This is a genomic window from Comamonas squillarum (assembly GCF_025309455.1).
Classification (GTDB): domain Bacteria; phylum Pseudomonadota; class Gammaproteobacteria; order Burkholderiales; family Burkholderiaceae_C; genus Comamonas; species Comamonas squillarum.
Map to the genome: position 1 here is coordinate 3653034 of NZ_CP104377.1, position 25538 is coordinate 3678571.

At 62.7% G+C, this 25538-nt stretch carries 24 protein-coding genes; 20 read left to right on the top strand and 4 right to left on the bottom strand.

The window, feature by feature from the left end; genetic code table 11:
• Nucleotides 1-27 precede the first annotated feature (27 nt).
• The 12 genes from N4T19_RS16885 (at nucleotide 28) to N4T19_RS16940 (ending at nucleotide 11216) form a co-directional block, all read left to right on the top strand.
• Nucleotides 28-768 carry a transporter substrate-binding domain-containing protein gene (locus tag N4T19_RS16885; protein WP_260718585.1) on the top strand — a complete coding sequence of 247 codons (741 nt, stop codon included), beginning with the start codon at nucleotides 28-30 and terminating at the stop codon, nucleotides 766-768.
• Nucleotides 769-831: 63 nt separating this feature from the next.
• Nucleotides 832-1500: an amino acid ABC transporter permease gene (locus N4T19_RS16890; protein WP_116925410.1), complete on the top strand. Its 669-nt coding sequence runs from the start codon at nucleotides 832-834 to the stop codon at nucleotides 1498-1500.
• A complete protein-coding gene (locus tag N4T19_RS16895; RefSeq protein WP_269780255.1) occupies nucleotides 1497-2273 on the top strand; it encodes an amino acid ABC transporter ATP-binding protein in 777 nt (258 codons plus the stop codon). Before N4T19_RS16890 ends, N4T19_RS16895 begins: the two co-directional genes overlap by 4 nt.
• A gap of 16 nt (nucleotides 2274-2289) precedes the next feature.
• The gene (locus N4T19_RS16900) at nucleotides 2290-2880 is read left to right on the top strand and encodes a HutD/Ves family protein (protein ID WP_116925522.1); all 591 of its coding nucleotides are present in this window, start codon (nucleotides 2290-2292) and stop codon (nucleotides 2878-2880) included.
• A 4-nt stretch (nucleotides 2881-2884) separates the two neighbouring features.
• Nucleotides 2885-4282, top strand: coding sequence for a formimidoylglutamate deiminase (locus tag N4T19_RS16905; protein WP_260718586.1), 1398 nt, complete (start codon nucleotides 2885-2887; stop codon nucleotides 4280-4282).
• Between the two features lie 3 nt (nucleotides 4283-4285).
• Nucleotides 4286-5113 (top strand): N-formylglutamate deformylase, encoded by an 828-nt coding sequence (gene hutG, locus N4T19_RS16910; protein WP_116925413.1) that lies wholly within the window; start codon nucleotides 4286-4288, stop codon nucleotides 5111-5113.
• 134 nt (nucleotides 5114-5247) lie between these two features.
• Nucleotides 5248-6675 (top strand): FAD-binding oxidoreductase, encoded by a 1428-nt coding sequence (locus N4T19_RS16915; RefSeq protein ID WP_260718587.1) that lies wholly within the window; start codon nucleotides 5248-5250, stop codon nucleotides 6673-6675.
• A gap of 242 nt (nucleotides 6676-6917) precedes the next feature.
• Nucleotides 6918-8150: an ammonium transporter gene (locus N4T19_RS16920; protein ID WP_116925415.1), complete on the top strand. Its 1233-nt coding sequence runs from the start codon at nucleotides 6918-6920 to the stop codon at nucleotides 8148-8150.
• 98 nt (nucleotides 8151-8248) lie between these two features.
• Complete coding sequence (locus N4T19_RS16925) at nucleotides 8249-8551, top strand: hypothetical protein (protein WP_116925416.1); 303 nt, start codon at nucleotides 8249-8251, stop codon at nucleotides 8549-8551.
• A gap of 158 nt (nucleotides 8552-8709) precedes the next feature.
• On the top strand, nucleotides 8710-10050 hold the full coding sequence (locus N4T19_RS16930; RefSeq protein ID WP_260718588.1) for an aspartate aminotransferase family protein: 1341 nt from the start codon (nucleotides 8710-8712) through the stop codon (nucleotides 10048-10050).
• A 35-nt stretch (nucleotides 10051-10085) separates the two neighbouring features.
• Nucleotides 10086-10655 carry a carboxymuconolactone decarboxylase family protein gene (locus N4T19_RS16935; protein ID WP_260718589.1) on the top strand — a complete coding sequence of 190 codons (570 nt, stop codon included), beginning with the start codon at nucleotides 10086-10088 and terminating at the stop codon, nucleotides 10653-10655.
• Nucleotides 10656-10688: 33 nt separating this feature from the next.
• On the top strand, nucleotides 10689-11216 hold the full coding sequence (locus N4T19_RS16940) for a GNAT family N-acetyltransferase (RefSeq protein WP_260718590.1): 528 nt from the start codon (nucleotides 10689-10691) through the stop codon (nucleotides 11214-11216).
• A 67-nt stretch (nucleotides 11217-11283) separates the two neighbouring features.
• Here N4T19_RS16940 and N4T19_RS16945 read toward each other — a convergent pair whose 3' ends face one another.
• On the bottom strand, nucleotides 11284-11802 hold the full coding sequence (locus tag N4T19_RS16945) for a PepSY domain-containing protein (RefSeq protein WP_260718591.1): 519 nt from the start codon (nucleotides 11800-11802) through the stop codon (nucleotides 11284-11286).
• Between the two features lie 217 nt (nucleotides 11803-12019).
• Between N4T19_RS16945 and tkt the strand changes: the two genes are divergently transcribed.
• Entirely contained in the window at nucleotides 12020-14059 is a 2040-nt protein-coding gene (tkt, locus tag N4T19_RS16950) for a transketolase (RefSeq protein WP_182344451.1), read from the top strand.
• 109 nt (nucleotides 14060-14168) lie between these two features.
• On the opposite strand, the gene N4T19_RS16955 is transcribed toward tkt, so the two are convergent.
• Nucleotides 14169-15164, bottom strand: a complete 996-nt coding sequence (locus N4T19_RS16955; RefSeq protein ID WP_116925523.1) for a glycosyltransferase family 2 protein — start codon at nucleotides 15162-15164, stop codon at nucleotides 14169-14171.
• Between the two features lie 378 nt (nucleotides 15165-15542).
• Between N4T19_RS16955 and gap the strand changes: the two genes are divergently transcribed.
• Nucleotides 15543-16544, top strand: coding sequence for a type I glyceraldehyde-3-phosphate dehydrogenase (gene gap, locus N4T19_RS16960; protein ID WP_021026203.1), 1002 nt, complete (start codon nucleotides 15543-15545; stop codon nucleotides 16542-16544).
• A 154-nt stretch (nucleotides 16545-16698) separates the two neighbouring features.
• Nucleotides 16699-17106, top strand: a complete 408-nt coding sequence (locus N4T19_RS16965; RefSeq protein ID WP_116925422.1) for an OsmC family protein — start codon at nucleotides 16699-16701, stop codon at nucleotides 17104-17106.
• Between the two features lie 251 nt (nucleotides 17107-17357).
• Here N4T19_RS16965 and N4T19_RS16970 read toward each other — a convergent pair whose 3' ends face one another.
• Nucleotides 17358-17600 carry a hypothetical protein gene (locus N4T19_RS16970; protein ID WP_021026201.1) on the bottom strand — a complete coding sequence of 81 codons (243 nt, stop codon included), beginning with the start codon at nucleotides 17598-17600 and terminating at the stop codon, nucleotides 17358-17360.
• Between the two features lie 324 nt (nucleotides 17601-17924).
• Between N4T19_RS16970 and N4T19_RS16975 the strand changes: the two genes are divergently transcribed.
• Entirely contained in the window at nucleotides 17925-18839 is a 915-nt protein-coding gene (locus N4T19_RS16975) for a pirin family protein (RefSeq protein ID WP_116925423.1), read from the top strand.
• Between the two features lie 134 nt (nucleotides 18840-18973).
• On the opposite strand, the gene dinG is transcribed toward N4T19_RS16975, so the two are convergent.
• On the bottom strand, nucleotides 18974-21157 hold the full coding sequence (dinG, locus tag N4T19_RS16980; protein ID WP_260718592.1) for an ATP-dependent DNA helicase DinG: 2184 nt from the start codon (nucleotides 21155-21157) through the stop codon (nucleotides 18974-18976).
• A 305-nt stretch (nucleotides 21158-21462) separates the two neighbouring features.
• Between dinG and N4T19_RS16985 the strand changes: the two genes are divergently transcribed.
• The 4 genes from N4T19_RS16985 (at nucleotide 21463) to N4T19_RS17000 (ending at nucleotide 25536) form a co-directional block, all read left to right on the top strand.
• Nucleotides 21463-21816 (top strand): DUF2304 domain-containing protein, encoded by a 354-nt coding sequence (locus N4T19_RS16985; protein ID WP_260718593.1) that lies wholly within the window; start codon nucleotides 21463-21465, stop codon nucleotides 21814-21816.
• 36 nt (nucleotides 21817-21852) lie between these two features.
• Nucleotides 21853-23331: a mannose-1-phosphate guanylyltransferase/mannose-6-phosphate isomerase gene (locus N4T19_RS16990; RefSeq protein ID WP_260718594.1), complete on the top strand. Its 1479-nt coding sequence runs from the start codon at nucleotides 21853-21855 to the stop codon at nucleotides 23329-23331.
• Between the two features lie 80 nt (nucleotides 23332-23411).
• Complete coding sequence (locus N4T19_RS16995; protein ID WP_260718595.1) at nucleotides 23412-24242, top strand: ABC transporter permease; 831 nt, start codon at nucleotides 23412-23414, stop codon at nucleotides 24240-24242.
• Nucleotides 24232-25536 (top strand): ABC transporter ATP-binding protein, encoded by a 1305-nt coding sequence (locus N4T19_RS17000; protein ID WP_260718596.1) that lies wholly within the window; start codon nucleotides 24232-24234, stop codon nucleotides 25534-25536. The genes N4T19_RS16995 and N4T19_RS17000 overlap by 11 nt, the downstream gene beginning before the upstream one ends.
• Nucleotides 25537-25538 lie beyond the last annotated feature (2 nt).

Consider the following 25538-nt stretch of genomic DNA (forward strand, 5'->3'; position numbering starts at 1 on the left):
GTACTTGAATTGAAAAAGGACTCTCCCATGAACTTCCGTCGCCTGGTCTTGAAGACCTCTTTGATCGCCCTGGCCTGTGGTGCAGGTGCTGCCTTTGCCCAGAACAATGTGCTGCGCGTGGCCACCGATGCCACTTTCCCGCCGATGGAATTTGTCGAAAACGGCAAGAAGACCGGTTTTGATGTCGAACTCGTCGAGGCCGTGGCGGCCAAGCTGGGCAAGAAGGTCGAATGGGTCGATATCGACTTCAAGGGCCTGGTGCCCGGTCTTATCGCCAAGCGCTACGACATGGCTGTCTCTGCCATCTACATCACCGATGAGCGCAAGAAGGTGGTGGACTTTACCCAGCCTTACTACGCCGGTGGCCTGGTGGCCATGGTCAAGGAAGGCAGCCCCATCACCAAGCTGAGCGATCTGGACGGCAAGAAGGTCTCGGTGCAGGTGGGCACCAAGTCGGTGGGCTACCTCACCGAGCACTTCCCCAAGGTGCAGCGTGTTGAGGTCGAAAAGAACCAGGAAATGTTCAACCTGGTCGATATCGGCCGCGCCGATGCCGCCGTGACCGGCAAGCCTGCCGCGTTCCAGTACAACCGCACGCGCGGCGGCATGAAGGTGCTGGCCGAGCAGATCACCACCGAGGAATACGGCATGGCCATCCGCAAGGACACGCCTGAGTTGACCACCGCCGTGAACAAGGCGCTCGAGCAGCTCAAGGCCGACGGTGGCTACAAGGCCATCGTGGACAAGTGGTTCCCCAGCAGCAAGTAATTGGCAAGGGTGCCGCAGCGCGCTGCCCAGGCAGTGCGCTGATCTGAGACGACAGGATTGACTATGGATTTGGATTTTTCGCCCGTCTGGGCAGGGTGGCCCGATCTGCTGCGCGGTGCAGCGGTGACGGTGGAGATCACGGCCGCTGCGCTGGTGCTGGGCTGCGTGATGGGTCTGCTGATCGGCATTGGCCGGCTCAACCCCAAGAACAGGATCATCTACGGCATCTGCACGGCCTATGTGGCCGCCATCCGCGGCACGCCGCTTCTGGTGCAGCTGTTCATTCTGTTCTTTGGCCTGCCGCAGTTTGGCATCATGCTGCCGGCCTTTGCCTGCGGCGTGCTGGGCCTGGGCATCTACTCGGGCGCCTATGTGTCCGAAGTGGTGCGCGGCGCCATCCAGTCCATCGACCGCGGCCAGATGGAGGCGGCGCGCTCCATCGGCATGTCGTCGGGCCAGGCCATGCTCTCGGTGATCCTGCCCCAGGCCATCGTGCGCATGATTCCGCCACTGGGCAATGAGTTCATCGCGCTGATCAAGAACTCGGCGCTGGTCTCGCTGCTGACCATCCATGATGTGATGCACCAGGGCCAGAAGATCATCAGCGTCTCCTACCGCTCGCTGGAAGTGTATTTGGCGATTGCCGTGATTTATTTTGTATTGACCGGCGTGACCACCCTGGCCCTGCGCCATTTTGAAAAGCGCCTGCGCGCTGGAGGCATGGTGCAATGACCGCAGCTCCCCAACTTTCCGAATCCATGATCCGCATCCGTGGCCTGCGCAAGGCCTTTGGCACGCATGTGGTGCTCGATGGCATCGACTTCGATGTGCAGCCCCAGCAGGTGGTGGTCGTCATCGGCCCCAGCGGCTCGGGCAAGAGCACGTTCCTGCGCTGCTGCAATGGGCTCGAAGCCCCGCAGGGCGGCCGCATCGACATCTGTGGCCGCACCCTGGTGCAGGACGGCCAGATGCTGCCCGAAAAAGCCCTCAATGCGCTGCGCGAAGAGGTGGGCATGGTGTTCCAGTCCTTCAACCTGTTTCCGCACCTGTCGGTGCTGGACAACGTGACGCTGGGCCCGCGCAAGCTCCACGGCCTGAGCCGCAAGGATGCCGATGCGCTGGCGCATGACCTGCTGAAAAAAGTGGGCCTGGGCCACAAGGCCGATGCGATGCCCGGCAGCCTCTCGGGCGGGCAGAAGCAGCGCGTGGCGATTGCGCGCGCGCTGGCCATGCGGCCCAAGGTGATGCTGTTTGACGAGCCGACCTCGGCGCTCGACCCCGAGCTGGTGGGCGAGGTGCTGCAGGTGATGAAGATGCTGGCCGCCGAAGGCATGACCATGATGGTGGTCACCCATGAAATGGGCTTTGCCAAGGAAGTGGCCGATGTGGTCGTCGTCATGGATGGCGGCGGCATCATCGAAGCCGGTGACCCGCAGACCATCTTCAGCAACCCGACCAAGGAGCGCACACGCAGCTTTTTGCAGGCCGTGTTGACAAAGCAATAAACGGGCAGGGATGAGCATGCAATTTTTCAGCAGCAGCGCGCTGCCCGCCGCGCCATGGAAGAACGGCGGCGGCACGACGCAAGAGGTGCTGTGCTGGCCGCCTGGCGCCAGCATCGACAGTTTTGCCTGGCGCATCAGCATTGCGCAGATCGCCAGCAGTGGGCCGTTCTCGGCCTTTGCTGGGGTGGACCGCATCATCACCTTGCTGGGTGGTGATGGCGTGCATTTGCAGGCTGCCGATGGCAGCGTGGACCATTTGTTGCAGCACTGCCTGCAGCCCTTTGCGTTCTCGGGCGATGTGGCGCTGGACTGCCAGCTGCTGGGCGGCGCCTCGCAGGATTTGAATGTGATGACCCGGCGCGGCCGCGTGCAGGCGCAGGTGACGATCCACCGGGGTGGCAGCCTGCAGCTGGGCAGTGCCCAGGGCCTGCTGCTGGCGCGGGCTGGCAGCTGGCGCCTGCCTGCGCAAGCCGCTGCGCTGGTGGCCGGTGGCGAAGATGGCCTGTACTGGACCGCTGCGCCCGGCCAGCCGCTGCAGCTGGAAGCGAGCAGCGACGACGCCCTGTTGATCGCTGTCGCGCTGCAGGAGGTAGCAGCCGGTGTCTGATGCGATGAATACCCATAACCAACTGTTTGCCGCCCAGGCCTTGCTGCCCACGGGCTGGGCGCAGAACGTGCTGCTGCGCTGGGATGCGCAAGGCCTCTTCAGCTCCATCGAAACGGGAGTGGATGCGGCCCGCTGCGCGGGTGTGGCGCAGGCCGGCGGACCGGTGCTGCCGGGCATGCCCAACCTGCATTCGCATGCGTTCCAGCGCGGCTTTGCCGGGCTCTCGGAGTTCCGCGGCCAGGCGCAGGACAGCTTTTGGAGCTGGCGCAACCTGATGTACCGCTTTGCCGCGCGCCTGGGGCCCCAGCACCTGGAGGCGATTGCCACCTGGCTCTACATCGAGATGCTCGAAGCGGGCTACACCAGCGTCTGCGAGTTCCACTACCTGCACCACCAGCCCGATGGCCAGGCCTACGCCCCCGATGGCGAGCTGAGCCTGGCGCTGCTGCGTGCCGCGCAGACAGCGGGCATCGGCATCACCTTGCTGCCGGTGCTCTACCAGAACAGCGGCTTTGGCGGCCAGGCACCCAATGACGGCCAAAAGCGTTTTATCCGCAGCACCGACAACATGCTGCGCCTGCTGGAGACCTTGGCCCCCGCCTGCGCCGCCCAAGGCGCGGCGCTGGGCCTGGCGCCGCACTCGCTGCGCGCGGTGGCGCCCGAGGCCTTGCAAGAGGCCGTGCAGGGCCTGCATGCGCTGAGCGCCCAGGCGCCCGTACACATCCACATTGCCGAGCAGATGGCTGAGGTCAACGCCTGCGTCGCCTGGAGCGGCCAGCGCCCGGTGGCCTGGCTGCTGGACCATATGCCGGTGGACGCGCGCTGGTGCCTGGTGCATGCCACGCACATGGATGAGGCCGAATACGCAGCCGCAGCCGCCTCGCAGGCGGTGGCGGGCCTGTGCCCGCTGACGGAAGCCAACCTGGGCGACGGCATCTTTGACCTGCCGCGCTGGCAGGCCGGTGCCGGCCGCTGGGGCATTGGCTCGGACAGCCACATCGGCGTGAACGCCGCCGAAGAGCTGATGATGCTGGAGTACAGCCAGCGCCTGCAATCGCAGCAGCGCAATGTGGCGGCCAGTGCCCAGCAGCCCCATGTGGGCAGCCATATGCTGTTGGCAGCGGTGCAGGGCGGCGCGCAGGCCAGTGGCCGCGCAGTGGCCGGCCTGGCCGTGGGCCAGCAGGCCGATTTTGTGGTGCTCGATGGCCAGCACCTGGCGCTGGCCGGGCTGCCCGCTGCCGAGCAGCTCGATGCCCATGTGTTTGCCAGCAGCCGCAGCAGTGCGGTGGCCAGTGTCTGGGTGGGCGGCCAGTGCCGCGTGGCCGACGGCCGCCACCGGCTGCACCACAGCGCGCAGCGCGGCTTTGTCGCCGCGCGCAGCGAACTTCTTCAGGAGACGTGATCCATGCATTTTGAAACCGACCGCGCAGCGTTTGAATTCCGCCAAGGCACGGCGCCGCTGCTGATCTCCTTCCCCCATGTGGGCACCTATGTGCCGCCCGCGCTGGCCGAGCGCTTTACGCCCGAGGCGCGCGAGGTGCATGACACCGACTGGCACCTGCCGCTGCTCTACGCCTTTGCGCAGGAGATCGGGGCCTCGACCCTGGTGGCCACGCATTCGCGCCTGGTGGTGGACATGAACCGCCCCCCCGATGGCGCCAGCCTCTACCCCGGCCAGAGCGTGACGGGCCTGTGCCCGGTCGACACCTTTGCCGACACCCCCGTCTACCAAAGCGCCGCGCTGCAGCCCGATGACGCCGAGATTGCCCAGCGCCGCGACCAGGTCTGGAAGCCCTACCACGACCAGCTGGCCGCTGAGCTGGCCCGCATCAAGGCCCAGCATGGCGCAGCAGGCCTGTGGGATGCGCATTCGATCCAGTCGGTGCTACCGCGCTTTTTTGACGGCAAGCTGCCCGATCTGAACCTGGGCACCAACAAGGGCGCCAGCTGCGGCGAAGGCCTGGGCGAGGCGCTGCTGGCCGAGGCCCGCAAAGGTGAGGCTGACGGTTTTACCAGCGTGCTCAATGGCCGCTTCCAGGGCGGCTACATCACGCGCCACTATGGCCAGCCGGCGCTGAACGTGCATGCCATCCAGCTGGAGATGACGCAGAGCAGCTATATGCAGGAGCACATGCCCTTTGACTACCTGCCGGCCGTGGCCGCCAAGGTGCAGCCCCATGTGCGCCGCATGGTGGAGACCTTGCTGGCTTACGTGCAGCAATCGGCACGCTGATTCCGACGCCTCCGCAAACGGTATCCAGGGCTTGCACGGCAGGCCTGGGATGCCGTTTTTTGCTGTAGTGGCCCAGCAGGTTTTGCTGCTGGCGGGCCGCGCCTGTCAGGCAAACCGCCCGACAATAGCGGTCTATGACTACCTCTCGCACCGACAACGCGGCAGCCGCTCCTGCGGCGGCTTTCTGGACCGATCTTGAGCAAGCGCTGGGCCCCAACGGCTTTTCGCGCGGCGCGGGCGCCATCCCCGAGAAGTACTGGACCGACTGGAGCGGAACCCCGCCGGTGCCGCCGCGGGCGCTGCTGCGCCCGCGCAGCACCGAAGAGGTCAGCGCCTTGCTGCGCATCTGCCATGCCCACCGGGTGCCCGTGGTGCCCCAGGGCGGGCTGACCGGCCTGGCCGGCGCGGCCGTGCCAGTGGCCCAGGGCGTGGCGGTGGCTTTCGACCGCATGCAGCAGATCGAGGACGTGAATGCACGCACCGGCCTGATGACGGTGCAGGCCGGCGTCACCCTGCAGGCGGTGCAGGAAGCGGCCGTGGCGGCGGGCTGGGTGTTTGGCGTGGACCTGGGCGCGCGCGGCAGCTGCCAGATTGGCGGCAATGTCTCGACCAATGCGGGCGGCAATGGCGTGCTGCAAAACGGCATGATGCGCGAGCAGGTGCTGGGGCTGGAGGTGGTGCTGGCAGATGGCACGGTGCTGCCGATGCTGCGCCCCATGCTGAAGAACAACACCGGCTACGACCTCAAGCAGTTCTTTATCGGTGCCGAAGGCACCTTGGGCATCATCACCCGCGTGCTGCTGCGCCTGCGGCCCGCCCCCCAGGCCAAGGCCACCTGCATGGTGGCGCTGCCGGGCTTTGACGAGGCGCTGGCGGTGCTGGCGCGCATGCAGGCCCGTTTTGGCAACAGCGTGGCCGCGTTCGAGCTGATGTGGAGCGACTTTGTGCAGACCTCCATCCAGTGGCAAAAGCTGCAGCCGGCGTTTGCCCAGCAGCACCCGCTGCAGGCGCTGATCGATGTGGATGGCAAGGACGAGGCTGCGCTGCGCGCTGCGGTGGAAGAGGCCCTGGGCGAGGCCATGGAGGCCGGTGAGGTGGTGGATGCAGTGATTGCGCAGTCGAGCGAGCAGGCCAAAAGCCTGTGGAAGCTGCGCGAGGCACCGGCCGAGATGACCGCGCACATGCACCCGCCGGTGAACTTTGACGTCAGCCTGCCCCAGGTGGATATTGGCCACTTTGCTGCGGCCTGCCGCGCCGCCTTTGATGCGCGCTGGCCTGGTCACCACAGCCTGTTCTTTGGCCATGTGGGCGACGGCAACCTGCATGTCACGACCGACAGCAAAACCATTGGCGGTGAGGACGAGGCGCTGGAGGCCGTGCTGTACGGCCTGGTGCAGCAGTTCCAGGGCAGCGTATCGGCCGAGCATGGCATTGGCCTGCACAAGATGCCCTACCTGGGCTTTAGCCGCACGCCGCAGGAGCTGGCCGCCATGCGGGCGATCAAGCAGGCGCTCGATCCGCTGGGGCTGATGAACCCGGGCAAGGTGTTGGCTGCGGACTGAATTCCGTTGTAGTCCCCTCAGACAGAACCGGCGCCTGCAGCGATGCATGCGCCGGTTTTCCGTTGGTGGCTGCTCCAAGGCCCATGGCACCGATGTGGTGCGATCGGGCATAGGCCGGCGGCCTGGCCACCCCTGCGCATGCCCGCAGACCGCGTATCCAGGCGCTTTCCCGCTCCATGGCATAGAAACTGCTACCTTTTGAAACAAACCCGCAATGGATGACAACGTAAAAAGGGGATGGCATGCAAATGGTGCAGATGGCTGCGATTGACAAGGCCGATACGGCCTGGCTCTTGGTCTCTACGGTGCTGGTGTTGCTGATGACACTGCCGGGCATTGCGCTCTTCTATGCCGGGTTGGTGCGGCGCAAGAACGTGGTCAACACGGTGGTGGCCGTGTTTGCGGTGGCGGCGGTGGTGTCACTCACCTGGTTTGCGCTGGGCTACTCGCTGGCCTTCAGCAAGTCCACGGCCTGGCTGGGCGGGCTGGACCGGGCCTGGTTCTCATCGATGCGCCTGGATGCGGCAGCGGGCACCGTGTCGGTCAGCCACCTGGCGCCCCATCTGCCCGAGTCGCTCTATGCGCTGTTCCAGATGGCCTTTGCCGTCATCACCACCACCTTGATCATTGGCGCCGTGGTCGAGCGCATGCGCTTTTCGGCGCTGCTGCTGTTCTCGGCGCTGTGGAGCGTGCTGGTCTATGCGCCGGTCGCCCACTGGGTCTGGGAGAGCGATGGCTGGCTCAACAAGCTGGGCGCGCTGGACTTTGCCGGTGGCGCGGTGGTGCACGTCAATGCGGGCGTCTCGGCCCTCGTCTGCGCGGCCATGCTGGGCCGGCGCCAGGGCTATGGCCGCCAGGCCTTTGAGCCGCACAGCCTGGGCTGGACGGCGATGGGTGCCGCGCTGCTGCTGATTGGCTGGTTTGGCTTTAACGCGGGCTCTGCCCTGTCGGCCGATGGCCGTGCGGCGCTGGCGATGCTGGTGACCATGGTGGCCGCTGCTGCCGGCGCGCTGTCCTGGATGCTGGTCGAGTGGTGGGTGCGCGGCGCGCCCACCTTGCTGGGCGTGCTCTCGGGCCTGATTGGCGGTCTAGTGGCCATCACACCGGCGGCCGGTTTTGTACAGGTGGGCGGCGCAGTCGCCATCGGCCTGATGGCTGGCGTAGCCTGCTTTTGGGGCGCCACCTGGCTCAAGCGCCGCCTGGGTGTGGACGACTCGCTCGATGTGTTTGGCGTGCACGGCGTGGGCGGCATTGCCGGCTCGCTGCTCACCGCCTTGTTTGCCGACCGCGCCATTGCCGGCGTGGATGCCACGGTTCTCAACCAGCTGGTGGCCGTGGCGGCCGTGGCTATTTACAGCGCGGCGGGCACTGCCATTTTGCTGACCGTTATCCGCGTGGTTCTGCCTTTGCGGGTGACGGCGCAGCAGGAGATCGATGGGCTGGATATCAGCCTGCACCAGGAAAGCCAAAACTAGCGTGATAGGCCCGGCGCCACCGGGTGCCGCCGGGCCACCAGGCAGCAGCGCTCTGTGCCTGCCGCCTGCCCCTCAGGTTCTGCCATGGAGGAGCTTGTATGAACGACAGTGAACGCCTGGCCATCGCCGCGCATTTGCATGTGGCGCTGCGCCGCAAGACGGGCCGGGTGACCGATACCGAGTGGATGGCCAGCGATACCGCCTACGGCCAGGCGATGGCGCGCTTTGCGCTGAGCCATGCGCTGGCCAACCAGGATGCGGAGCTGGAGCGCCTGGCGCAGCGCTTTGCGGCCAGCCTGCCGGGCGCACCCGCCCCAGCGGCGCCGGCCCCTGCCAGCGATCCGGCTGCACCGCAGGGGCTGGTGGCCTCGGCCAAGCGCTATGTAGGCGGCTTGCGTTGAACGGATAGCGACAGGGAGGGAAGGGGAAGCCTGGGAACAGAAATAGGTGGAAATGGAGCAAATGATCCATTAATCTATTGAAAAATTACAAATGATCCTTATACTGTGCGTATCGCTGCCGGCGCAGGGCTGGTGACGCATTGTGAAGGAGTGCTCGCATGAGCCATGTCATCCATCGTTCTCTGGCCCAGGTTCCTCTTGTTGCGGTCGGCGGCAAAGGCGTGGAATTGTTTGACCAGGCCGGTAAGGCCTACCTGGATGCCAGTGGCGGGGCAGCCGTGTCGTGCCTGGGCCATGCCCACCCGGATGTGCTGGCAGCGATGCACCGCCAGCTCGACCAGCTGGCCTATGCCCACACCAGCTTTTTCACCACCGAGGTGCAAGAGGCGCTGGCCGACCACCTGGTCGCGCATGCGCCCGGGGGCATGACCGATGTCTACTTTGTCTCCGGCGGCTCCGAGGCGGTCGAGGCCGCGCTGAAAATGGCGCGCCAGTATTTTGTCGAGATCGGCCAGCCCGAGCGCACGCACTTTGTCGCGCGCCGCCAAAGCTACCACGGCAACACCTTGGGTGCCTTGGCCGTGGGCGGCAATGAATGGCGCCGCAAGCAGTTTGCCCCCATCCTGATGGACGTGGGGCGCGTGGCCCCCGCCTATGAATACCGCGACCGCCTGGACGGCGAGAGCCAGCCCGCCTATGTGGCGCGTTTGCTGGCCGAGATCGATGCCAAGTTCCAAGAGCTGGGCCCGGACAAGGTGATCGCCTTTGTCGCCGAGCCCGTGGTGGGTGCGACCCTGGGCGCGGTGGCCGCCCCTGCCGGCTACTGGCAAGGCCTGCGCGCGCTGTGCGACCGCTATGGCATCTTGCTGATTGCCGACGAGGTGATGTGCGGCATGGGCCGCACCGGCAGCTTGCATGCGGTCGAGCAAGAGGGCATCAGCCCCGATCTGATGACCATTGCCAAAGGCCTGGGCGGCGGCTACCAGCCGATTGGCGCGGTGCTGGCCCAGCGCAAGATTGTGGAGGCGATGCGGCGCGGCAGTGGCCTGTTCCAGCATGGCCACACCTATATCGGCCATGCGATGGCGGCGGCCGCTGCGCTGGCGGTGCAGCAGGTGATACAGCGCGACCAGTTGCTGCCCCAGGTGCTGGCACGCGGCGCCTATCTGCAAAAGCAGCTGCATGCGCGTTTTGACGAGCACCCGCATGTCGGTGATATCCGGGGCCGGGGCCTGTTCTGGGGCGTGGAGCTGGTGCAGGACCGCAGCAGCAAGGCGACGTTTGACCCGGCGTTCAAGCTGCATGCCAAGGTCAAGGCGCAGGCGATGGAGCAGGGCTTGCTGTGCTACCCGATGGGTGGCACGATCGATGGCCTGCATGGCGACCATGTGCTGCTGGCGCCGCCCTTTATCAGCGGCGAGGCCGAGCTGGACCAGGTGGTCGAGCGCCTGGGCGATGCCATCGACAAAGTGCTGGCTCAGCAACCGGTAGCCGCCTGAACACGCCCCCGAAACGATCTGAAAGAACCTGCCCGATGACGCCCTTCCAGGACCGCATGCCGCCCTTGCCCCCCGAGACCTGGAGCGAAGAGCAGCGCCGCTATGCCCAGCCCATCATCGATGGCCCGCGCGGCGCGCTGATATCGCCCTTTGTGCCCTTGCTGCGCAGCCCCGAGCTGATGGACCACACCCAGCGCCTGGGCGAGTACCTGCGCTACCGCAGCGCCATCGGCCTGCGCCTGACCGAGCTGGCCATCCTGGTCACGGCCCGCCAGTGGACGCAGCAGGTGGAATGGGCCATCCATGCGCCGATTGCACTGCGCGAAGGCCTGAGCCAGGCCACCGTGGACGCCGTGGCCCAAGGCCGCCGCCCCGATGCGATGCCTGAGGATGAGGCCGTTGTGCATGACTTCTGCATCGAGCTGCACCAGCAGCGCCAGGTGAGCGATGCCACCTGGGCGCGGGCCCAGCAGCTGTTGGGCGACCAGGGCGTGATGGACCTGATCGGCATCAATGGCTACTACAGCCTGCTGTCGATGGTGATGAATGCGGCGCGCACGGCGGTGCCGGCATCGACCGCCCAGCCACTGGCGCCCTTGGCCTGATGTGATGGCTGCCGCATCGCCGACAATGGGCCGATGCGTTTTCATTCCAACGACCAGCCCCTTTGGTCCCTTGAACCCCTGACCGCGCAGCACCTCGATGGCCTGATGCAGGTGCAGCTGGCCTGCTATGGCGCGGACTTTATGGAGAGTGCCGCGCTGTATGCAGCGCGGCTGGCCAGCCCTGTGCAGTGCTCGCTGGTGGCCGTGCAGCAAGGCCAGGTGCTGGCCTATCTGGCGGCCTACCGCTCCGTGTTGGGCAAGGTAACACCGCTGCATGGCGGCTTTGCCTGTGCATCGGCAGCCGACACGCTGTACCTGCATGACATGGCCGTCACGCCCGAGCGGGCCGGCGAGGGCCTGGCCTCCGCGCTGCTGCAGGCGATGCTGCAACAAGCGCAGGCCGATGGGCTGCGTTACTCGGCGCTGGTGTCGGTGATGGGCTCGCAGCCGTATTGGCAGCGCAAAGGCTATGCAGCGCTGCTGCCCTGGTCGGCACAGGAGCGTGAGGCCTTGCTGAGCTATGGCGAGGATGCGCAGTACATGGCGCAAGCTTTGGTCTGAGTCCAAACCCCGGACGCAAAAAAGGCCAGCACGGGAGCTGGCCTTGGCGTCTTGCTTTTAAAGCCGTTTATTGGTGGATATTGCCTTCAACCGCGTTGACGCGCACTTCCACCTCGGTATTGGCCGCGTTGAGGATCTTGACGTCATAGGTCAGCACGCCCAGGTGGTCGTCCAGGTCCACGTCAATGGCCTTGCCGGGGGTGTGCTTCAAGGCGGTGGCAATGGCGTCGTTGATGCCGATCTTGGCGGCAGCCAGGCGGTCGTTGTCCTTTTTCTCGGCGGCGCCATCGTCCTTGTTTTCCATGACCTTGGCGGCGTCCAGCGCGCTGAACTTGAGCTTGATCTCACGGCCCTGGGCGTTGATGCCGCTGACTTCGTAGATGGGCTGCTTTTTCTTGGTATCGATCTCGGCCTTGAGCACCTTGAGGCCATGCTGGCTCTGCGCGCTCTGGATGGCTTGGGCCAGGTCGAAGCGTGCCGCTTGCACGGCGGCGATCTTGTCGGCGGTGCTGGCCAGGGCGCTGCCACTCAGCGATGCCAGGGCGAGCGTCAAGGCCAGAGCGGTGGTGGAGAGGGTGCGTTGCATGGTCAATCCTTTCAAGCGGTAGCTGACAAACGATAGTCAGTATGAATAATACTAATAGAATTTTATTGGCGATAGCTTGCGCATTGTCAGTGTTTGCCCAAGCCCTTGGGGTAGGCGGTGGCCCTGCGCCGCCGTAGGCCAAGACTGCCATGCCGGACGCGTGAGACGGCAGCCCGCTAAAATGCGGCCTTTGTCGCTTTTTTCTTCCTCCACTCCCATGGTCAACAATCAGAATATGGCGAATGCGATCCGCGCACTCGCAATGGATGCCGTTCAACAAGCCAATTCCGGCCACCCCGGTGCGCCAATGGGCATGGCCGATATGGCAGTGGCCTTGTGGAGCAAGCACCTCAAGCACAACCCGCTCAATCCCCAGTGGATCAACCGCGACCGTTTCATCCTGTCGAACGGCCACGGCTCGATGCTGATTTACGCGCTGCTGCACCTGACCGGCTACGACCTGCCGGTCAGCGAGCTGAAGAACTTCCGCCAGCTGCACAGCAAGACCCCGGGCCACCCCGAAGTGGACATCACCCCCGGTGTGGAGACGACCACCGGCCCGCTGGGCCAGGGCGTGACCAATGCCGTGGGCTTTGCGCTGGCAGAAAAGCTGCTGGCCGCTGAGTTCAACCGCCCCGGCCACGATGTGGTGGACCACCACACCTATGTGTTCCTGGGCGATGGCTGCCTGATGGAAGGCATCAGCCACGAAGCCTGCGCGCTGGCTGGCGCCTGGAAGCTCAACAAGCTGATCGCGCTGTACGACGACAACGGCATCTCCATCGACGGCAAGGTGCAGCCCTGGTTTGTGGACAACAGCGCCCAGCGTTTTGAAGCCTACGGCTGGAACGTGATCGGCCCGATCGACGGCCACGACCCCAAGGCCGTGAGCGACGCGATTGCCAAGGCCAAGAAGGTGGCAGACAAGCCCACGTTCATCATCTGCAAGACCTCCATCGGCAAGGGCAGCCCCAACCGCCAGGACACCAGCAAGGCCCACGGCGAGCCATTGGGCGCTGAAGAAATCGGCCTGACCCGCGCCGCGCTGGGCTGGACCTCGGCCCCGTTCGAGATCCCGGCCGATGTCTACGAAGCCTGGGACCACAAGACCTTTGGCGCCAAGGCCGAATCCACCTGGGATGCGCAGTTTGCCGAATATGCCAAGGCCTTCCCTGAGCTGGCCGCAGAACTGAAGCGCCGCATGGCCGGCGACCTGCCCAAGCAGTTTGCCCAAGTGGCCGTGGAAGCCGTGGCCCAGGCCCACACCCAGGGCGAGACCGTGGCCAGCCGCAAGGCCAGCCAGCTGGCGCTGGAAGCCTTTACCGCTGCCATGCCTGAGCTGCTGGGCGGCTCGGCCGACCTGACCGGCTCCAACCTGACCAACACCAAGTCGACCCCCGCTTTCCGCGTGGACGACAGCGGCGCCGTGGTCAAGACCGAAGACGGCAAGATCGGCCGCCACATCAACTACGGTGTGCGCGAGTTCGGCATGGCCGCCATCATGAATGGCGTGGCGCTGCATGGCGGCTTCATCCCCTACGGTGGCACCTTCCTGACCTTCAGCGACTACAGCCGCAATGCCATCCGCATGGCAGCGCTGATGAAGCGCCGCGTGGTGCATGTGTTCACCCACGACTCCATCGGTCTGGGCGAAGACGGCCCCACCCACCAGTCGATCGAGCACGCCGCCAGCCTGCGCCTGATCCCCAACCTGGATGTGTGGCGCCCGGCTGATACGGCAGAGACCACCGTGGCCTGGAGCGTGGCACTGACCAACCGCAACAAACCCACCGCGCTGCTGCTGTCGCGCCAGAACCTGCCTTATGCGCCCAAGAATGGCGACGCGATCGGCAACATCAGCCGCGGCGCCTATGTGCTGTCCGAGCCCTCGGATATCGGCCTGAACAAGAAGGCGCAAGCCGTGATCATCGCCACCGGCTCGGAAGTGCAGCTGGCCTTGAAGGCCCAGCGCCTGCTGGCCGAGCGCAAGATTGCTGTGCGCGTGGTCTCGATGCCCAGCACGACCACCTTCGACCGCGAAGACGTGGCCTACAAGCGCAGCGTGTTGCCCGCTGGCCTGCCACGCGTGGCCGTCGAGATGGGTGTGACCGACTTCTGGTGGAAGTACGGCTGCGCGGCCGTAGTGGGTATTGACTCCTATGGCGAATCGGCCCCCGCTGGCGTGCTGTTCGAGCACTTTGGCTTTACCGCCGACAACGTGGCCAACACGGTGCAAGTGGCGCTGCAAAAGCGTTAAACGCGCACCGCCTCACCAACCAATAACGCAGGGATGCGGGCCGCAGGGCCTGCACCCTGCGTTTTTTATGCCTGTTGCTGAGTGATCGCCGTAGCGGGCAGGGCAGTGCTTATCGGCCCAGGCCTTCGCCGTCGTGGCGGTGCGATTGCGTGGGCTCGGACGCCACATCGAACGCGATAAAGGCCAGCACCAGTTGCACGCCCAGGATGATGGGCAGCGCGCTGACCATGACGGTGCCCGCGGTGGTGGCCACATTGGAGACGATGGACTGGACCCAGTGGAACAGGCCAAACACGGTGCCCCAGGTGATGAGCAGCAGGCCCAGCGGCAGCTCCAGCGAGGCCACGGACATGCCGCGCAGATAGTAGTTGTAGAAAATGCGCTTGCAGAAGTTGCGCAGATGGCCGCTCATGAACTCGGTCAGCACCTTGTGGATCTTGAGGTTGCTGACCTCGTCCTCGTAGCGCGAATCGATGGGGATGTCCAGAACCACCGCGCGCACCGTGTTCAGCCGGAACAGCATGTCGGTCTCGAAAAAATAGCGCTGGCTGATCTTGTGCAGCGGCAGCTGCGCGGCCGTACTGGCGGCAATGGCGGTAAAGCCATTGGTGGGGTCAAAGCTGCTCCAGTAGCCCGACGAGAACTTGGTCATGAACGACAGCACCGCATTGCCAAAGATGCGGATGCGCGGCATGCGGGCGATCTTCTCCAGGTTGAAAAACCGATTGCCCTTGGTGTAATCGGCGCGGCCGCTGGCAATGGGGGCTACAAAGCGGGGCACCAGGGTCGGGTCCATCTGCCCGTCGCCATCGATCTTGACGAGCACGCCATAGCCGTCTGCAATCGCTGCGCGGTAGCCCGCCATCACCGCGCCGCCCACGCCCAGGTTGAGCTCGTTGAACAGCACCCGCACGCGCGCGTCGGGGCAGTGTTCCTGCACAAAGCGGCCACTGCCATCGGGGCAGCAGTCGTCGACGATATAGATGCCATCGACCTCGGGGCCGATCTCGGCAATCACCGCCAGGATATGGCGCGTCACCTTGTAGCAGGGAATGACGACTGCCGTGCGCAGGCTGGAAGGCGAAGAGGGGAGCGACAGACTCATGGCGTTTGTGAGGCGGCCCACCATCTGGGGCAGTGTTGCTGCAGGCTGTTGAAAGGATGCCGGGAGGGCCCCCGTGCTGGCAAGGATTGTTGCACAGCCTGGGGGCCAGGGCCGCCAACGGCTGTTGCGTGCCGGTAGTCACGCCGGCGATAGCTGGCTGGGGGCTGGCAATGGCCCACTATTCCAGGGCCCAGCCAGTGTTCTCTACAATACGCGGCAAAATCAGACCGCCCTCTCCTCGCACCTTCCCGGCCCGCTCTCTGTAGCGTGCCCCTGGCTGCGGTTTGGCAGGTCTGGCCCATCCGGCAAGTGGCGCCAGCGGCAGCGAGCGTGGCCCAGGCCGGCGGGCATGCGGCATTTCATTACTTGGAGATCACTATGGCAATCAAGGTAGGCATCAACGGCTTTGGCCGTATCGGCCGCAATGTGCTGCGCTCTGCGGTGCAGAATTTTTCCGATATCGAAATCGTTGCGATCAACGACCTGCTCGAGCCTGACTACCTGGCCTACATGCTGCAGTACGACAGCGTGCACGGCCGCTTCCAGGGCACGATTGCCGTCGAAGGCAACACCCTGATCGTCAACGGCAAGAAGATCCGCCTGACGCAAGAGCGCGACCCTGCCAACCTGAAGTGGGACGAAGTCGGCGCCGATGTGGTGATCGAATCGACCGGCCTGTTCCTGACCAAGGAAACGGCACAAAAGCACATCGATGCGGGCGCCAAGAAGGTGATTCTGTCGGCCCCCTCGAAGGACGACACCCCCATGTTCGTGTTTGGCGTGAACTGCAAGACCTATGCCGGTCAAGCGATCATCTCCAACGCATCGTGCACCACCAACTGCCTGGCCCCTGTGGCCAAGGTGCTCAACGACAAGTGGGGCATCAAGCGCGGCCTGATGACCACCGTGCACGCAGCCACTGCCACGCAAAAGACCGTGGACGGCCCCTCGAACAAGGACTGGCGCGGCGGCCGTGGCATTCTGGAAAACATCATCCCATCGAGCACGGGCGCAGCCAAGGCCGTGGGCGTGGTGATTCCTGAGCTGAACAAGAAGCTGACCGGCATGTCCTTCCGCGTGCCTACGTCTGACGTGTCCGTGGTCGACCTGACCGTGGAGCTGAACAGCGAAGCGACCTACGAAGAGATCTGCGCCGAGATGAAGGCCCAGTCGCAAGGCGCGCTCAAGGGCGTGCTGGGCTACACCGAAGACAAGGTCGTGGCCACCGACTTCCGTGGCGAGACCTGCACCTCGGTGTTCGATGCCGAAGCCGGTATTGCCCTGGACAAGACCTTTGTGAAGGTCGTCTCCTGGTACGACAACGAGTGGGGTTACTCGAACAAGTGCCTGGAGATGGTGCGCGTCGTCACCGCCAAGTAAGCGCGGTGGGCGGCCCGGGCGCAGGCCCGGCGCACGGCACACCCTACCCAGAAAACCAGCACCGGCAACCGTGCTGGTTTTTTTGTGCCCGTTTGCAAGCGCCGTCTGGCAGAAACACCTATATTGCCTGATCAATTTGAGGAGATCTACTGATATGGCGCAGCAGGCACAAGCCCAGGCACAGAGCACGACCAGCAACTACCGCGTGGATTTGCACAACCCCCAAGGCCATGCATGGCATGGCGATGAGCCCCAGGCCGTGGGCGGTGGCGATACGGCCCCCAGCCCCATGCAGCTGCTGCTGTCGGCCCTGGGTGCCTGTACGACGATTACGGTGCAGATGTATGCACAGCGCAAGGCCTGGCCACTGACGGGGGTGAAGGTGGATCTGGCGCTGAACCCCGATGGCGGCGCCGCAGCGGGCAACGACATCGTGCGCCGCATTCAGCTCGAAGGCGATCTGAGCGACGAGCAGCGCAGCCGCCTCCAGCAGATTGCAGAAGCCTGCCCGGTGCACAAGTTGTTGGTGGGGGAGGTGCGGGTGGTCACGGCGCTGGCTTGAGAGACGCTAGTACAGCCCTTGATACGTCGTTGCCTGGCCGGCCGCGCCAAGCCTTGTCGTACGTCTGTACTGCCTGCGGCTTGACGCCTAGTCGGGGACGCCTAGTCGGGGACGCCTAGTCGGGGACGCCTAGTCTCAACCGCAAACCTTCGGTTTGCTGGGCTGTATTAACGCCTCATGAAGGCTGGCCGGACACCCGGAGAGTCAAAGCAGGCCCTGAAGGCTTGCTTTGGAGCGCGATTGACGGCGCGTTATTGCACAACGATATTGTTGTGGTCGATATGGTAGTCAAAGTCGGGCTTGGCCAGCGACACGGTCACGGGTTGGCCTTCGATGGTCCAGGACAGCACAAAGCTGGCGATGGCCGTTGATACATCGACTTCCATGGGGCTTGGGATGGTTTCGAGCTGACCGTCCCCGATGCGGTGCTGAACAATGCCTACCACGCGAGCCTTGAAGTTCTCAGGGTAGTTGTGGGAGTGTTGAGTCGTCATTGGTTGTCTCCTTTCAATGAGGGGGCACCGAATTCCAGCCTGGCATCATGCGTTGCCAAGCCGGAGTCATGGAAGCCGCCAGCACGACCTGGCAAATCTGAGAGTTGCACCGGCTGCCAGAGCGAATCCCTGGGAGCCTGTCGTCGCGCCAGCTGCTGCCGGGCGCTAACACGTTGGAATATGTGGCAGTGACGCCCTCTCTGGTCATCACTTCCGCACCACTTGTTTGTACCATACCTGCAAGGCAGTGATGTGTAGGTCTGTTTCGGCGGAATGTGCGCGCCTTCGCGCAAGCGCACCCGCCCCCGATGAAGGAGATGGAATATGAGTAACGATAACAAGGCCTTGCGGCATTACCCCGGGCGGGTTGCGGATGTGGGCGGTGTGCCGGTGCTGCGCGCGCTGCCCCAGCGCGGACGGCGCATGGTGGGCGCCTGGTGTTTTCTGGACCATGCGGGTCCTTCGCACTTTGAGAGCGGGCCCGGCATGCAGGTGGGCCCACACCCCCACACCTGTTTGCAGACCTTCACCTGGATGATCGAGGGCGAGATCCTGCACCGCGACAGCCTGGGCAGCGAGCAGCCGATCCGCCCTGGCCAAGTCAACCTGATGACCGCTGGCAAGGGTATTGCGCATTCGGAAGAGAGCCTGGGCAAGCCGGACTTTCATGCGGTGCAGCTGTGGATTGCGCTGCCCAAGGACCAGCGCTTTATGCCCCCGCGTTTTCAGCACTACCCGCAGCTGCCCCGGCTGCAGGATCAGGGCATCCAGATGACGGTGCTGGCGGGAGACTGGCTGGGCCAGCAGGCACCCACCGAGGTGCACAGCCCGCTGGTAGCAGTCGATATGGAAGCGGCGCAGGCCAGCAGCGCCAGCCTCGCGTTGCGGCCCGATTTTGAATACGCGGTGCTCTGCCTCTACGGCGAAGTGCAGGTCAATGGCGAGGCGGCCCCCAGCAATGAACTGGTCTACCTGCCCGATGGCCAAACCAGCCTAGATCTGCAATGCGGCGCCGGCAGCCGCTGCATCTTGCTGGGCGGCACGCCCTATGAAGGCGGCGTGATGATCTGGTGGAACTTTGTTGGCCAGAGCCAGCAAGAGATCGAGGGCTTTTTGCGCGACTGGCAAAACGGTGAAGGCTTTGGGGCGCCGGTGGCCTCGCCGCTGCCGCCGCTGGTGGCTCCTTCGCTCGAAGGCGTGCACCTGCGCAGTCCGGGCGAGGCGCCCACCAAGGACTAAGAGTCGGTAACACAACCCTTGATACGTCGTTACCGAGCCTTGTCGTACTACTGTACTGCCTGCAGCTCGGCGCCTAGTCGGGGACGCCTAGTCTCAACCGCAAACCTTCGGTTTGCTGGGTCGTTTTAGCGACTCTAAGCAGCGCTGGCCGTGCGGCGCTGCAGCGTAAAAGGCGGCAAGCTGGCCAGCAGCCGCTGGCCATAGCCGGTGCGCACCAGGCGCTTGTCGTAGCAGTAGACATGGGCCTGGTCCACCTCGGTGCGGATCGCGCGCCCGACCCACTGGGCCAGGCGAATGGCGGTGGCGGGCACCACAATCTCGCTGAAAGGGTCGCGGCCCGAGTTCTTCAGCCATTCGGCGCGGGCCTCGTCGACCGGGTCATCGGGCGGCGCAAAGGGCAGCTTGGTGATGAACAGCGATTCGCACAGCGCGCCGGGCAGGTCCAGCCCTTCGCCAAAGCTTTGCATGCCAAAGATGATGCTGGGCAGGCCAGCGGCCACGCGCTCGCGGTGCTGGTGCAGCAGCTGGCTGCGTGGCAAGGTGTTTTGCACCAGCACATGCTGGCGCATCGCGGTGGGTAGTGCGTCAACGGCCAAGCGCATCTGCTCGCGCGAGGTGAACAGCACCAGGCCGCCCGATTGCACCTGGGCCAGGTCTTCGAGCAGCGCATCGACCATCTCGTTGGCAAACTGCTGGGGCGTGCGCGGGTCAGCCTGGGTCTCGGTGACGATCAGACTGCCTTGCTCGGCATAGTTGAAGGGGCTGGCGACCTCCAAGGTCGAGACGGCCGCATCGTTGTACAGGCCCGATTCGCTCAAGAAGAAATCGAACTGCCCACCGCTGGTGAGCGTGGCCGAGGTGAGCACTGCGCCGCGCACCTGGCTCCAGAGGTGGTGGCGCAAGGTGGAGCCCGGAATCACCGGGCTCGCATAGGCTTTTATCGCAACAAAATCGCCCACGACATCCAGAGTGAACCACTTGGCGGCCGGCACGCTGCCCTGGGGCGCATCCTGCAGCAGCAGCTGGGTGGTGTCATGCACGGCCTCCAGGCGCGGGGCTAGGCTGCCCACCTGGGCATACAAGGTGGACAGGCGCTTGGCTTCGTCGGGCCGGTCGCGCATCTGCGAGCGCAGGGCCTTGGAGATCGCTTGCAGCACATCCAGAAATGCGCTGGCATGGTGCGCGGCCTGGGCCAGCGGCTCGACCAGCGCGGGCGGCAGCTCGCCCCGGGGCAGGCGCACGCGGGCCGGGCCCCGGCCGCCCGACTGCAGCTGCTGGCGCATGCCCTCGCCGTATTCATCCATCAACAGCCTTGCGCAATCCTGCAGATGCTGGCGCAACTGGCCCGAGTGGCGCGGGATGTCGGCAATCTCGCTGACCTCCACCAAGGCGCCCACGCGCTGGGCGCGGCTGGCGAGCTTGTCGATCCAGGTGAGCTGGCTCAGGTTCATCTCGCAGGCGAACTGCGACAGCGCAGTGGCGGGCAGGTGGTGCGCCTCGTCCAGGATCAGCAGGCAGTTGTCCAGCTCGGGCAGCAAACGCGCGCCCAGGGTCGACAGCAATAAATCATGGTTGGCCACCAGCACCTGGGCCTGGACCAAGTCCTTGCGTTTTTCGTAATAGCTGCAGTTGCCAAACACCGGGCAGTGCTTGCCGGTGCAGGAGCTGCCTTCGGCCGCGACCGGGCTCCAGACCTCGGGCTCGGGCGGCGTGTCCAGGCTGTCGCGGTCGCCATCCCAGCCCCGGGTGGTCAGCGCATCGGCCATGCTGGTGTAGAACTGCAGGCGCGCGGCGTTTTCTTGCGGGCTGCGCTGCGACTGGCGTGCCTGCGCCGCTTCTTCGGGAAAGAAATCGTCGTCGATGGGCTCGCCGCCCTCCGTACCATCGCCCTGGGCCACACTGGCCAGGCGCTCGAGCTTGAGCTTGCAGACATAGCGGCCCCGGCCCTTGGCCAGCGCGTATTTGAAGGGCTGGTCCATCTGCTGGGCCAGCGCCGGTAAATCCTTGTTCACCAGCTGCTCCTGCAGCGCCACGGTGGCCGTCGAAATCAGCACCCGGGTGCCACGCTGCAGCGCCATCGCAATCGCCGGCACCGCATAGGCGAGCGACTTGCCCACCCCCGTGCCCGCCTGGATCACCGCAATGGCGCGCTGCGGCTCTTCGTCCTCTTCGAGCTTGCCCAGCTGGGCAGCTGCAAAAGTCTCTGCCACTTTCTCCGCCATCAGCCGCTGGCCGGGGCGCGAGCGAAAGCCACCCTCGACATTGACCATGCGATCGAAGGCGGAAACAGCGCTGCGGGCCCATTCGGAACTAGACATAGGCGGGGAGTGTGGCATGGATTGGCCGCTATCGCGGGTACTGGGGTTTTATGCGGTAGTTGGCCGTGGTCGGCAGTTCAGGAGCAGCGCAACCAGGGCATTCAGAGGCGGAACCCCCGCCAGGCAGTGACATTTGGCTGCAATCCCTGGCGTCCCTGCACAGTAGAATCATGCGGCTGTTCAAATAAGCGATTTGAGCAGGGTAAAAGAATTTTCTGTGTCAGGCAGTAAAGACGCCACCATGGGACACGCGCCGCTTGCGTCTTATCCAGGCCGTCGTTATGTCCCTGTGCATCAAGGTTGGAATGGCCAATTATCAAATTACGACCACCGTTCTGGGTGTGCTTTTTGCTGCGGTGATTTTGTTTCTGATCCGCGGCGACCGGCTGTATTTGCGCCTGGGCCTGTTCTGGATGGCTGTTGCCTTGCTGGCCGTATTGCTGGGCGTGTGGCCGCGCCTGCTGGACCACTTTGCCGACGGGCTGGGGATTCGTTACTCCCCCACCTTGCTGCTGGTCTGTGCAGTCGGCGTGCTGTTTATCAAGGCCCTGCATGCGGATATGGTCAATACCCGCATCGAGCGGCAGGTGCGCCGCCTCAATCAAAGCCTGGCGCTGCTGCAGCTCAAAAACCAGCAAGCAGTCAACGACAAGCGCTGAGGCGCTTCCGTAAGCTCATCCGTTGAGGTTATCCGAATGCCAAAACTAACCCCCGTCATCCTCTGCGGTGGCAGTGGAACCCGCCTGTGGCCCTTGTCGCGTGAACACCACCCCAAGCAGTTTTTGAGCCTGGTGGGGGACGGCCAGTCCATGCTGCAGAACACGGCGATGCGCTTGCAGGGCGTCCACTCTGAGATCGTGCAAACCAGCCCGGTGCTGGTTTGCAATGCCGACCACCGCTTTTTGGCTGCGCAGCAACTGCAGGAGCAAGGTATTACCGACGCCAAGCTGGTGTTGGAGCCAGCAGGCAAAAATACGGCCCCAGCACTGACACTGGCTGCTTTGGTGGCTGAGCCAGGCGCCGTTTTGCTGGCCATGCCGGCCGACCATGTGATGACGCGCCCCAAGCAACTGCACCGTGCCGTGGAAGCGGCCTGGCCGCTGGCCAGCGAAGGCGCGATGGTCACCTTTGGCATTGTGGCCAACCGCCCCGAGACGGGTTATGGCTATATCCAAAAGGGCGCTGCAGACAGCTATGGCGCCTTTGGCATTGAGAGCTTTGCCGAGAAGCCAACGCTGGAGCTGGCCGAGCAGTACCTGCGCAGCGGCCAGTACCTGTGGAACAGCGGTTTGTTCATGGTGCGTGCCGACCAGTGGCTCAAGGCCATGGCCGCCCTGCAGCCCACCATGCTGCAGGCCTGCGAGCAAGCCATGGCGCAGAGCAGCCGGGACATGGACTTTATCCGCCCCCATGCCGAACTGTTTGGCGCCTGCCCCGCAGACTCTATCGACTACGCGGTGATGGAAAAGCTGCCGGTGCGCTCCGAGCTGGGCGTGCCTGCGCGCGTGGTACCGCTAGATGCCGGCTGGTCGGATCTGGGCGCCTGGGATGCCCTGTGGGATGTACTGCCGCGCGATGCACAAGGCAATGCCGGCAGCGGCGAGACCTTGGCCATCGACACCAACAACAGCCTGCTGTTCTCCGAAAGCCGCCTGATCGCTGCAGTGGGCCTGGACAACGTGGTGGTGGTGGAGACGGCCGACGCCGTGCTGGTTGCCGACAAATCGCGCACCCAGGATGTGAAGAAGGTGGTGGCTGCCCTCAAGGCCCAGAACCGCACCATGGCCTCGGCCCACCGCAAGGTGCACCGCCCCTGGGGTTGGTACGACAGCATTGACAGCGGCAGCCGTTTCCAGGTCAAGCGTATTGTGGTCAATCCAGGTGCCCAACTGAGTTTGCAGATGCACCACCACCGTGCCGAGCATTGGATTGTGGTGAAAGGTACTGCTCAAGTGACTAAGGGGGAAGAGACATTTCTGCTTGGGGAGAATGAGTCGACATTTATCCCTCTGGGTCATATTCATCGCCTGGCCAATCCAGGGATGTTGCCTCTAGAAATCATTGAAGTGCAGTCGGGCAGTTACCTGGGCGAGGACGACATAGTTCGTTTCGAAGATCCTTATGGACGGGGATCTCCCACATCTTCAAGTGTCCTCGGGAAGAAGACCATCTAAGTTTCGACCCCATCCTGCGCATAGGGTACCGTGTATTGTTATTGCATCGTTGCGTCTGCAAATACGATGATGAATTTCTTATGACCATTACTTCTGACCGAAATTCCATGTCTCCGTTGGCCATCGTGCGCGCTATCAGGAACAATGGAAGTCTGATCAATGAACTGATTCAGAGAGATATTGTTGGGCGTTATCGCGGCTCATTTATGGGCTTGCTTTGGTCATTTTTCAATCCGATTTTAATGCTTTTGGTATATACCTTTGTATTTGGAATTATTTTTAATTCACGGTGGCCTGGTGGTTCTGGATCGAAATCAGAGTTTGCGTTGGTGCTCTTTTCAGGATTGATGATATTTAATTTCTTTTCAGAATGTATAAGTAGAGCGCCAGGGCTTATTGTGGGAAATGTTGGGTATGTCAAGAAGATAATATTTCCTCTGGAAATATTGCCAATTGTGGCAATGGGTGCAGCCTTGTTTCATTTTTGTATTAGTTTTATTGTTTGGCTGCTGTTTTACGTTGCATTCTTTGGTCTGCCCCATCCTACGTTGCTGTTGTTGCCTATAGCGCTCTTACCTTTACCATTTGTCATTCTCGGGTTAAGCTGGTTTCTGTCATCGCTTGGTGTTTACCTGCGGGATACCGGTCATATTATTGGCGTCATCTTGATGGTCATGATGTTTATGACGCCTATTTTTTATCCTATATCCGCTTTGCCTGAAAAATACCGCCCTCTCTTGCGGCTCAATCCTTTAGCTACTTTGATCGAGCAAGCACAGAGTGTCATGATTTGGGGACGTGCTGTTGACTGGTCAGTTTGGGGTTTAACTTTAGTGGCATCGTTGATGATCGCATTTTTAGGTTTTGCTTGGTTCCAGAAAACAAGAAGTGGATTTAGTGATGTCCTCTGAAATTGCAATATCTGTCGACGGCGTTTCCAAGCGCTACGAGATGTATTCTAAGCCGAGGGACCGTCTACTGCAGTTCTTCTCCTCTGGCAATAAGCAATACTTCAAAGAGTTTTGGGCATTGCAAAAGATCTCCTTTGATGTCAAAAAAGGAGAGACTCTAGGAATTTTGGGCCGCAATGGTAGTGGTAAGAGTACCTTGCTGCAAATTATTGCTGGGACGCTCACCCCGACAACCGGGAGCGTGCGCACCAGTGGTGTAATGGCTGCTCTACTCGAATTGGGGTCGGGCTTCAATCCTGAGTTTACAGGGCGCGAGAATATATATCTGAATGGCGTGATTCTTGGTTTTTCCAGACAAGAGATGGATAAGCGCTTTGATGAGATAGTCTGCTTTGCAGATATTGGTGACCATTTGGACCAACCGATCAAGACATATTCCAGTGGTATGACGGTTCGCTTAGCGTTTGCTGTTCAAGCCTGTGTTTCACCGCAGGTATTGATTGTTGATGAAGCGCTGTCAGTTGGCGATGAAAAGTTTCAGCGTAAATGCTTTGAATATATTGAGAAGCTGCGGAAAGATGGCTGCTCTATTTTGCTTGTCACGCACTCTACATCTACAGTGGAAAAGTTTTGTCAGCGCGGAGTTTTATTGCATAAAGGAGAAATGCGAGGTATAGGTCCAGCCAAAGAAATAGTGGACCAATACCATGCGCTCCTGTACTCGGATGAAAAAGCCTATTTGCGTTACCAAGCCACTAGAGGGGTAGTGCAGAATTCATCAACGACGCAGAATAAGAATCAGCATGGAAGCAAAGAGGGAATGTCAGCTGGCTTCGGCGTCGAAGATACTTCTGGTCTTCGTGCAGTCATTTCTGGATGGGATATTTTTGACCATTATGGCAATCCATGTGAGCAATACAAAACTGGTGAAACATTCAAAGTTAGGATGCTTATAGACGTTCTTCATTCAGTCCATGAAATTCAGGCAGGTATGTTGATGCGCACGGTCGAGGGTGTCAGTGCATTTGGCACAAGTACGCTGTATCACAAGAAAAACATTACAGCCCCTAGAAAAGGCAGCCGCTATGAAGTCGAGTTCGAGGTTGAAGTAAGTCTATGTGCTGGTAGTTATTTCATCACCTTGGCTATAGCAGAAGCCATTTCACACAGTGATATGCAATATCTTGATAGAAAGACGGACGTCATTGTTATCACCGTGCACCAGCCGCGCACACTCGCCAGTGGCATCGCAATGCTAGACGCCAACATTACCGTCAGCGAGATCCAGGAATAAAA

Bases quoted from the DNA above. Each gene is read 5' to 3' on its own strand.
- N4T19_RS16985 (WP_260718593.1), top strand. From the start codon at position 21,463: ATGGCCAATTATCAAATTACGACCACCGTTCTGGGTGTGCTTTTTGCT.
- N4T19_RS16925 (WP_116925416.1), top strand. From the start codon at position 8,249: ATGAACGACAGTGAACGCCTGGCCATCGCCGCGCATTTGCATGTGGCG.
- N4T19_RS16900 (WP_116925522.1), top strand. From the start codon at position 2,290: ATGCAATTTTTCAGCAGCAGCGCGCTGCCCGCCGCGCCATGGAAGAAC.
- N4T19_RS16995 (WP_260718595.1), top strand. From the start codon at position 23,412: ATGACCATTACTTCTGACCGAAATTCCATGTCTCCGTTGGCCATCGTG.
- N4T19_RS16885 (WP_260718585.1), top strand. From the start codon at position 28: ATGAACTTCCGTCGCCTGGTCTTGAAGACCTCTTTGATCGCCCTGGCC.
- N4T19_RS16895 (WP_269780255.1), top strand. From the start codon at position 1,497: ATGACCGCAGCTCCCCAACTTTCCGAATCCATGATCCGCATCCGTGGC.
- gap (WP_021026203.1), top strand. From the start codon at position 15,543: ATGGCAATCAAGGTAGGCATCAACGGCTTTGGCCGTATCGGCCGCAAT.
- N4T19_RS16930 (WP_260718588.1), top strand. From the start codon at position 8,710: ATGAGCCATGTCATCCATCGTTCTCTGGCCCAGGTTCCTCTTGTTGCG.
- N4T19_RS17000 (WP_260718596.1), top strand. From the start codon at position 24,232: ATGTCCTCTGAAATTGCAATATCTGTCGACGGCGTTTCCAAGCGCTAC.
- N4T19_RS16945 (WP_260718591.1), bottom strand. From the start codon at position 11,802: ATGCAACGCACCCTCTCCACCACCGCTCTGGCCTTGACGCTCGCCCTG.
- dinG (WP_260718592.1), bottom strand. From the start codon at position 21,157: ATGTCTAGTTCCGAATGGGCCCGCAGCGCTGTTTCCGCCTTCGATCGC.
- N4T19_RS16890 (WP_116925410.1), top strand. From the start codon at position 832: ATGGATTTGGATTTTTCGCCCGTCTGGGCAGGGTGGCCCGATCTGCTG.
- N4T19_RS16940 (WP_260718590.1), top strand. From the start codon at position 10,689: ATGCGTTTTCATTCCAACGACCAGCCCCTTTGGTCCCTTGAACCCCTG.
- N4T19_RS16905 (WP_260718586.1), top strand. From the start codon at position 2,885: ATGAATACCCATAACCAACTGTTTGCCGCCCAGGCCTTGCTGCCCACG.
- N4T19_RS16965 (WP_116925422.1), top strand. From the start codon at position 16,699: ATGGCGCAGCAGGCACAAGCCCAGGCACAGAGCACGACCAGCAACTAC.
- N4T19_RS16970 (WP_021026201.1), bottom strand. From the start codon at position 17,600: ATGACGACTCAACACTCCCACAACTACCCTGAGAACTTCAAGGCTCGC.
- N4T19_RS16990 (WP_260718594.1), top strand. From the start codon at position 21,853: ATGCCAAAACTAACCCCCGTCATCCTCTGCGGTGGCAGTGGAACCCGC.
- hutG (WP_116925413.1), top strand. From the start codon at position 4,286: ATGCATTTTGAAACCGACCGCGCAGCGTTTGAATTCCGCCAAGGCACG.
- N4T19_RS16955 (WP_116925523.1), bottom strand. From the start codon at position 15,164: ATGAGTCTGTCGCTCCCCTCTTCGCCTTCCAGCCTGCGCACGGCAGTC.
- N4T19_RS16920 (WP_116925415.1), top strand. From the start codon at position 6,918: ATGCAAATGGTGCAGATGGCTGCGATTGACAAGGCCGATACGGCCTGG.
- N4T19_RS16975 (WP_116925423.1), top strand. From the start codon at position 17,925: ATGAGTAACGATAACAAGGCCTTGCGGCATTACCCCGGGCGGGTTGCG.
- N4T19_RS16935 (WP_260718589.1), top strand. From the start codon at position 10,086: ATGACGCCCTTCCAGGACCGCATGCCGCCCTTGCCCCCCGAGACCTGG.
- tkt (WP_182344451.1), top strand. From the start codon at position 12,020: ATGGTCAACAATCAGAATATGGCGAATGCGATCCGCGCACTCGCAATG.
- N4T19_RS16915 (WP_260718587.1), top strand. From the start codon at position 5,248: ATGACTACCTCTCGCACCGACAACGCGGCAGCCGCTCCTGCGGCGGCT.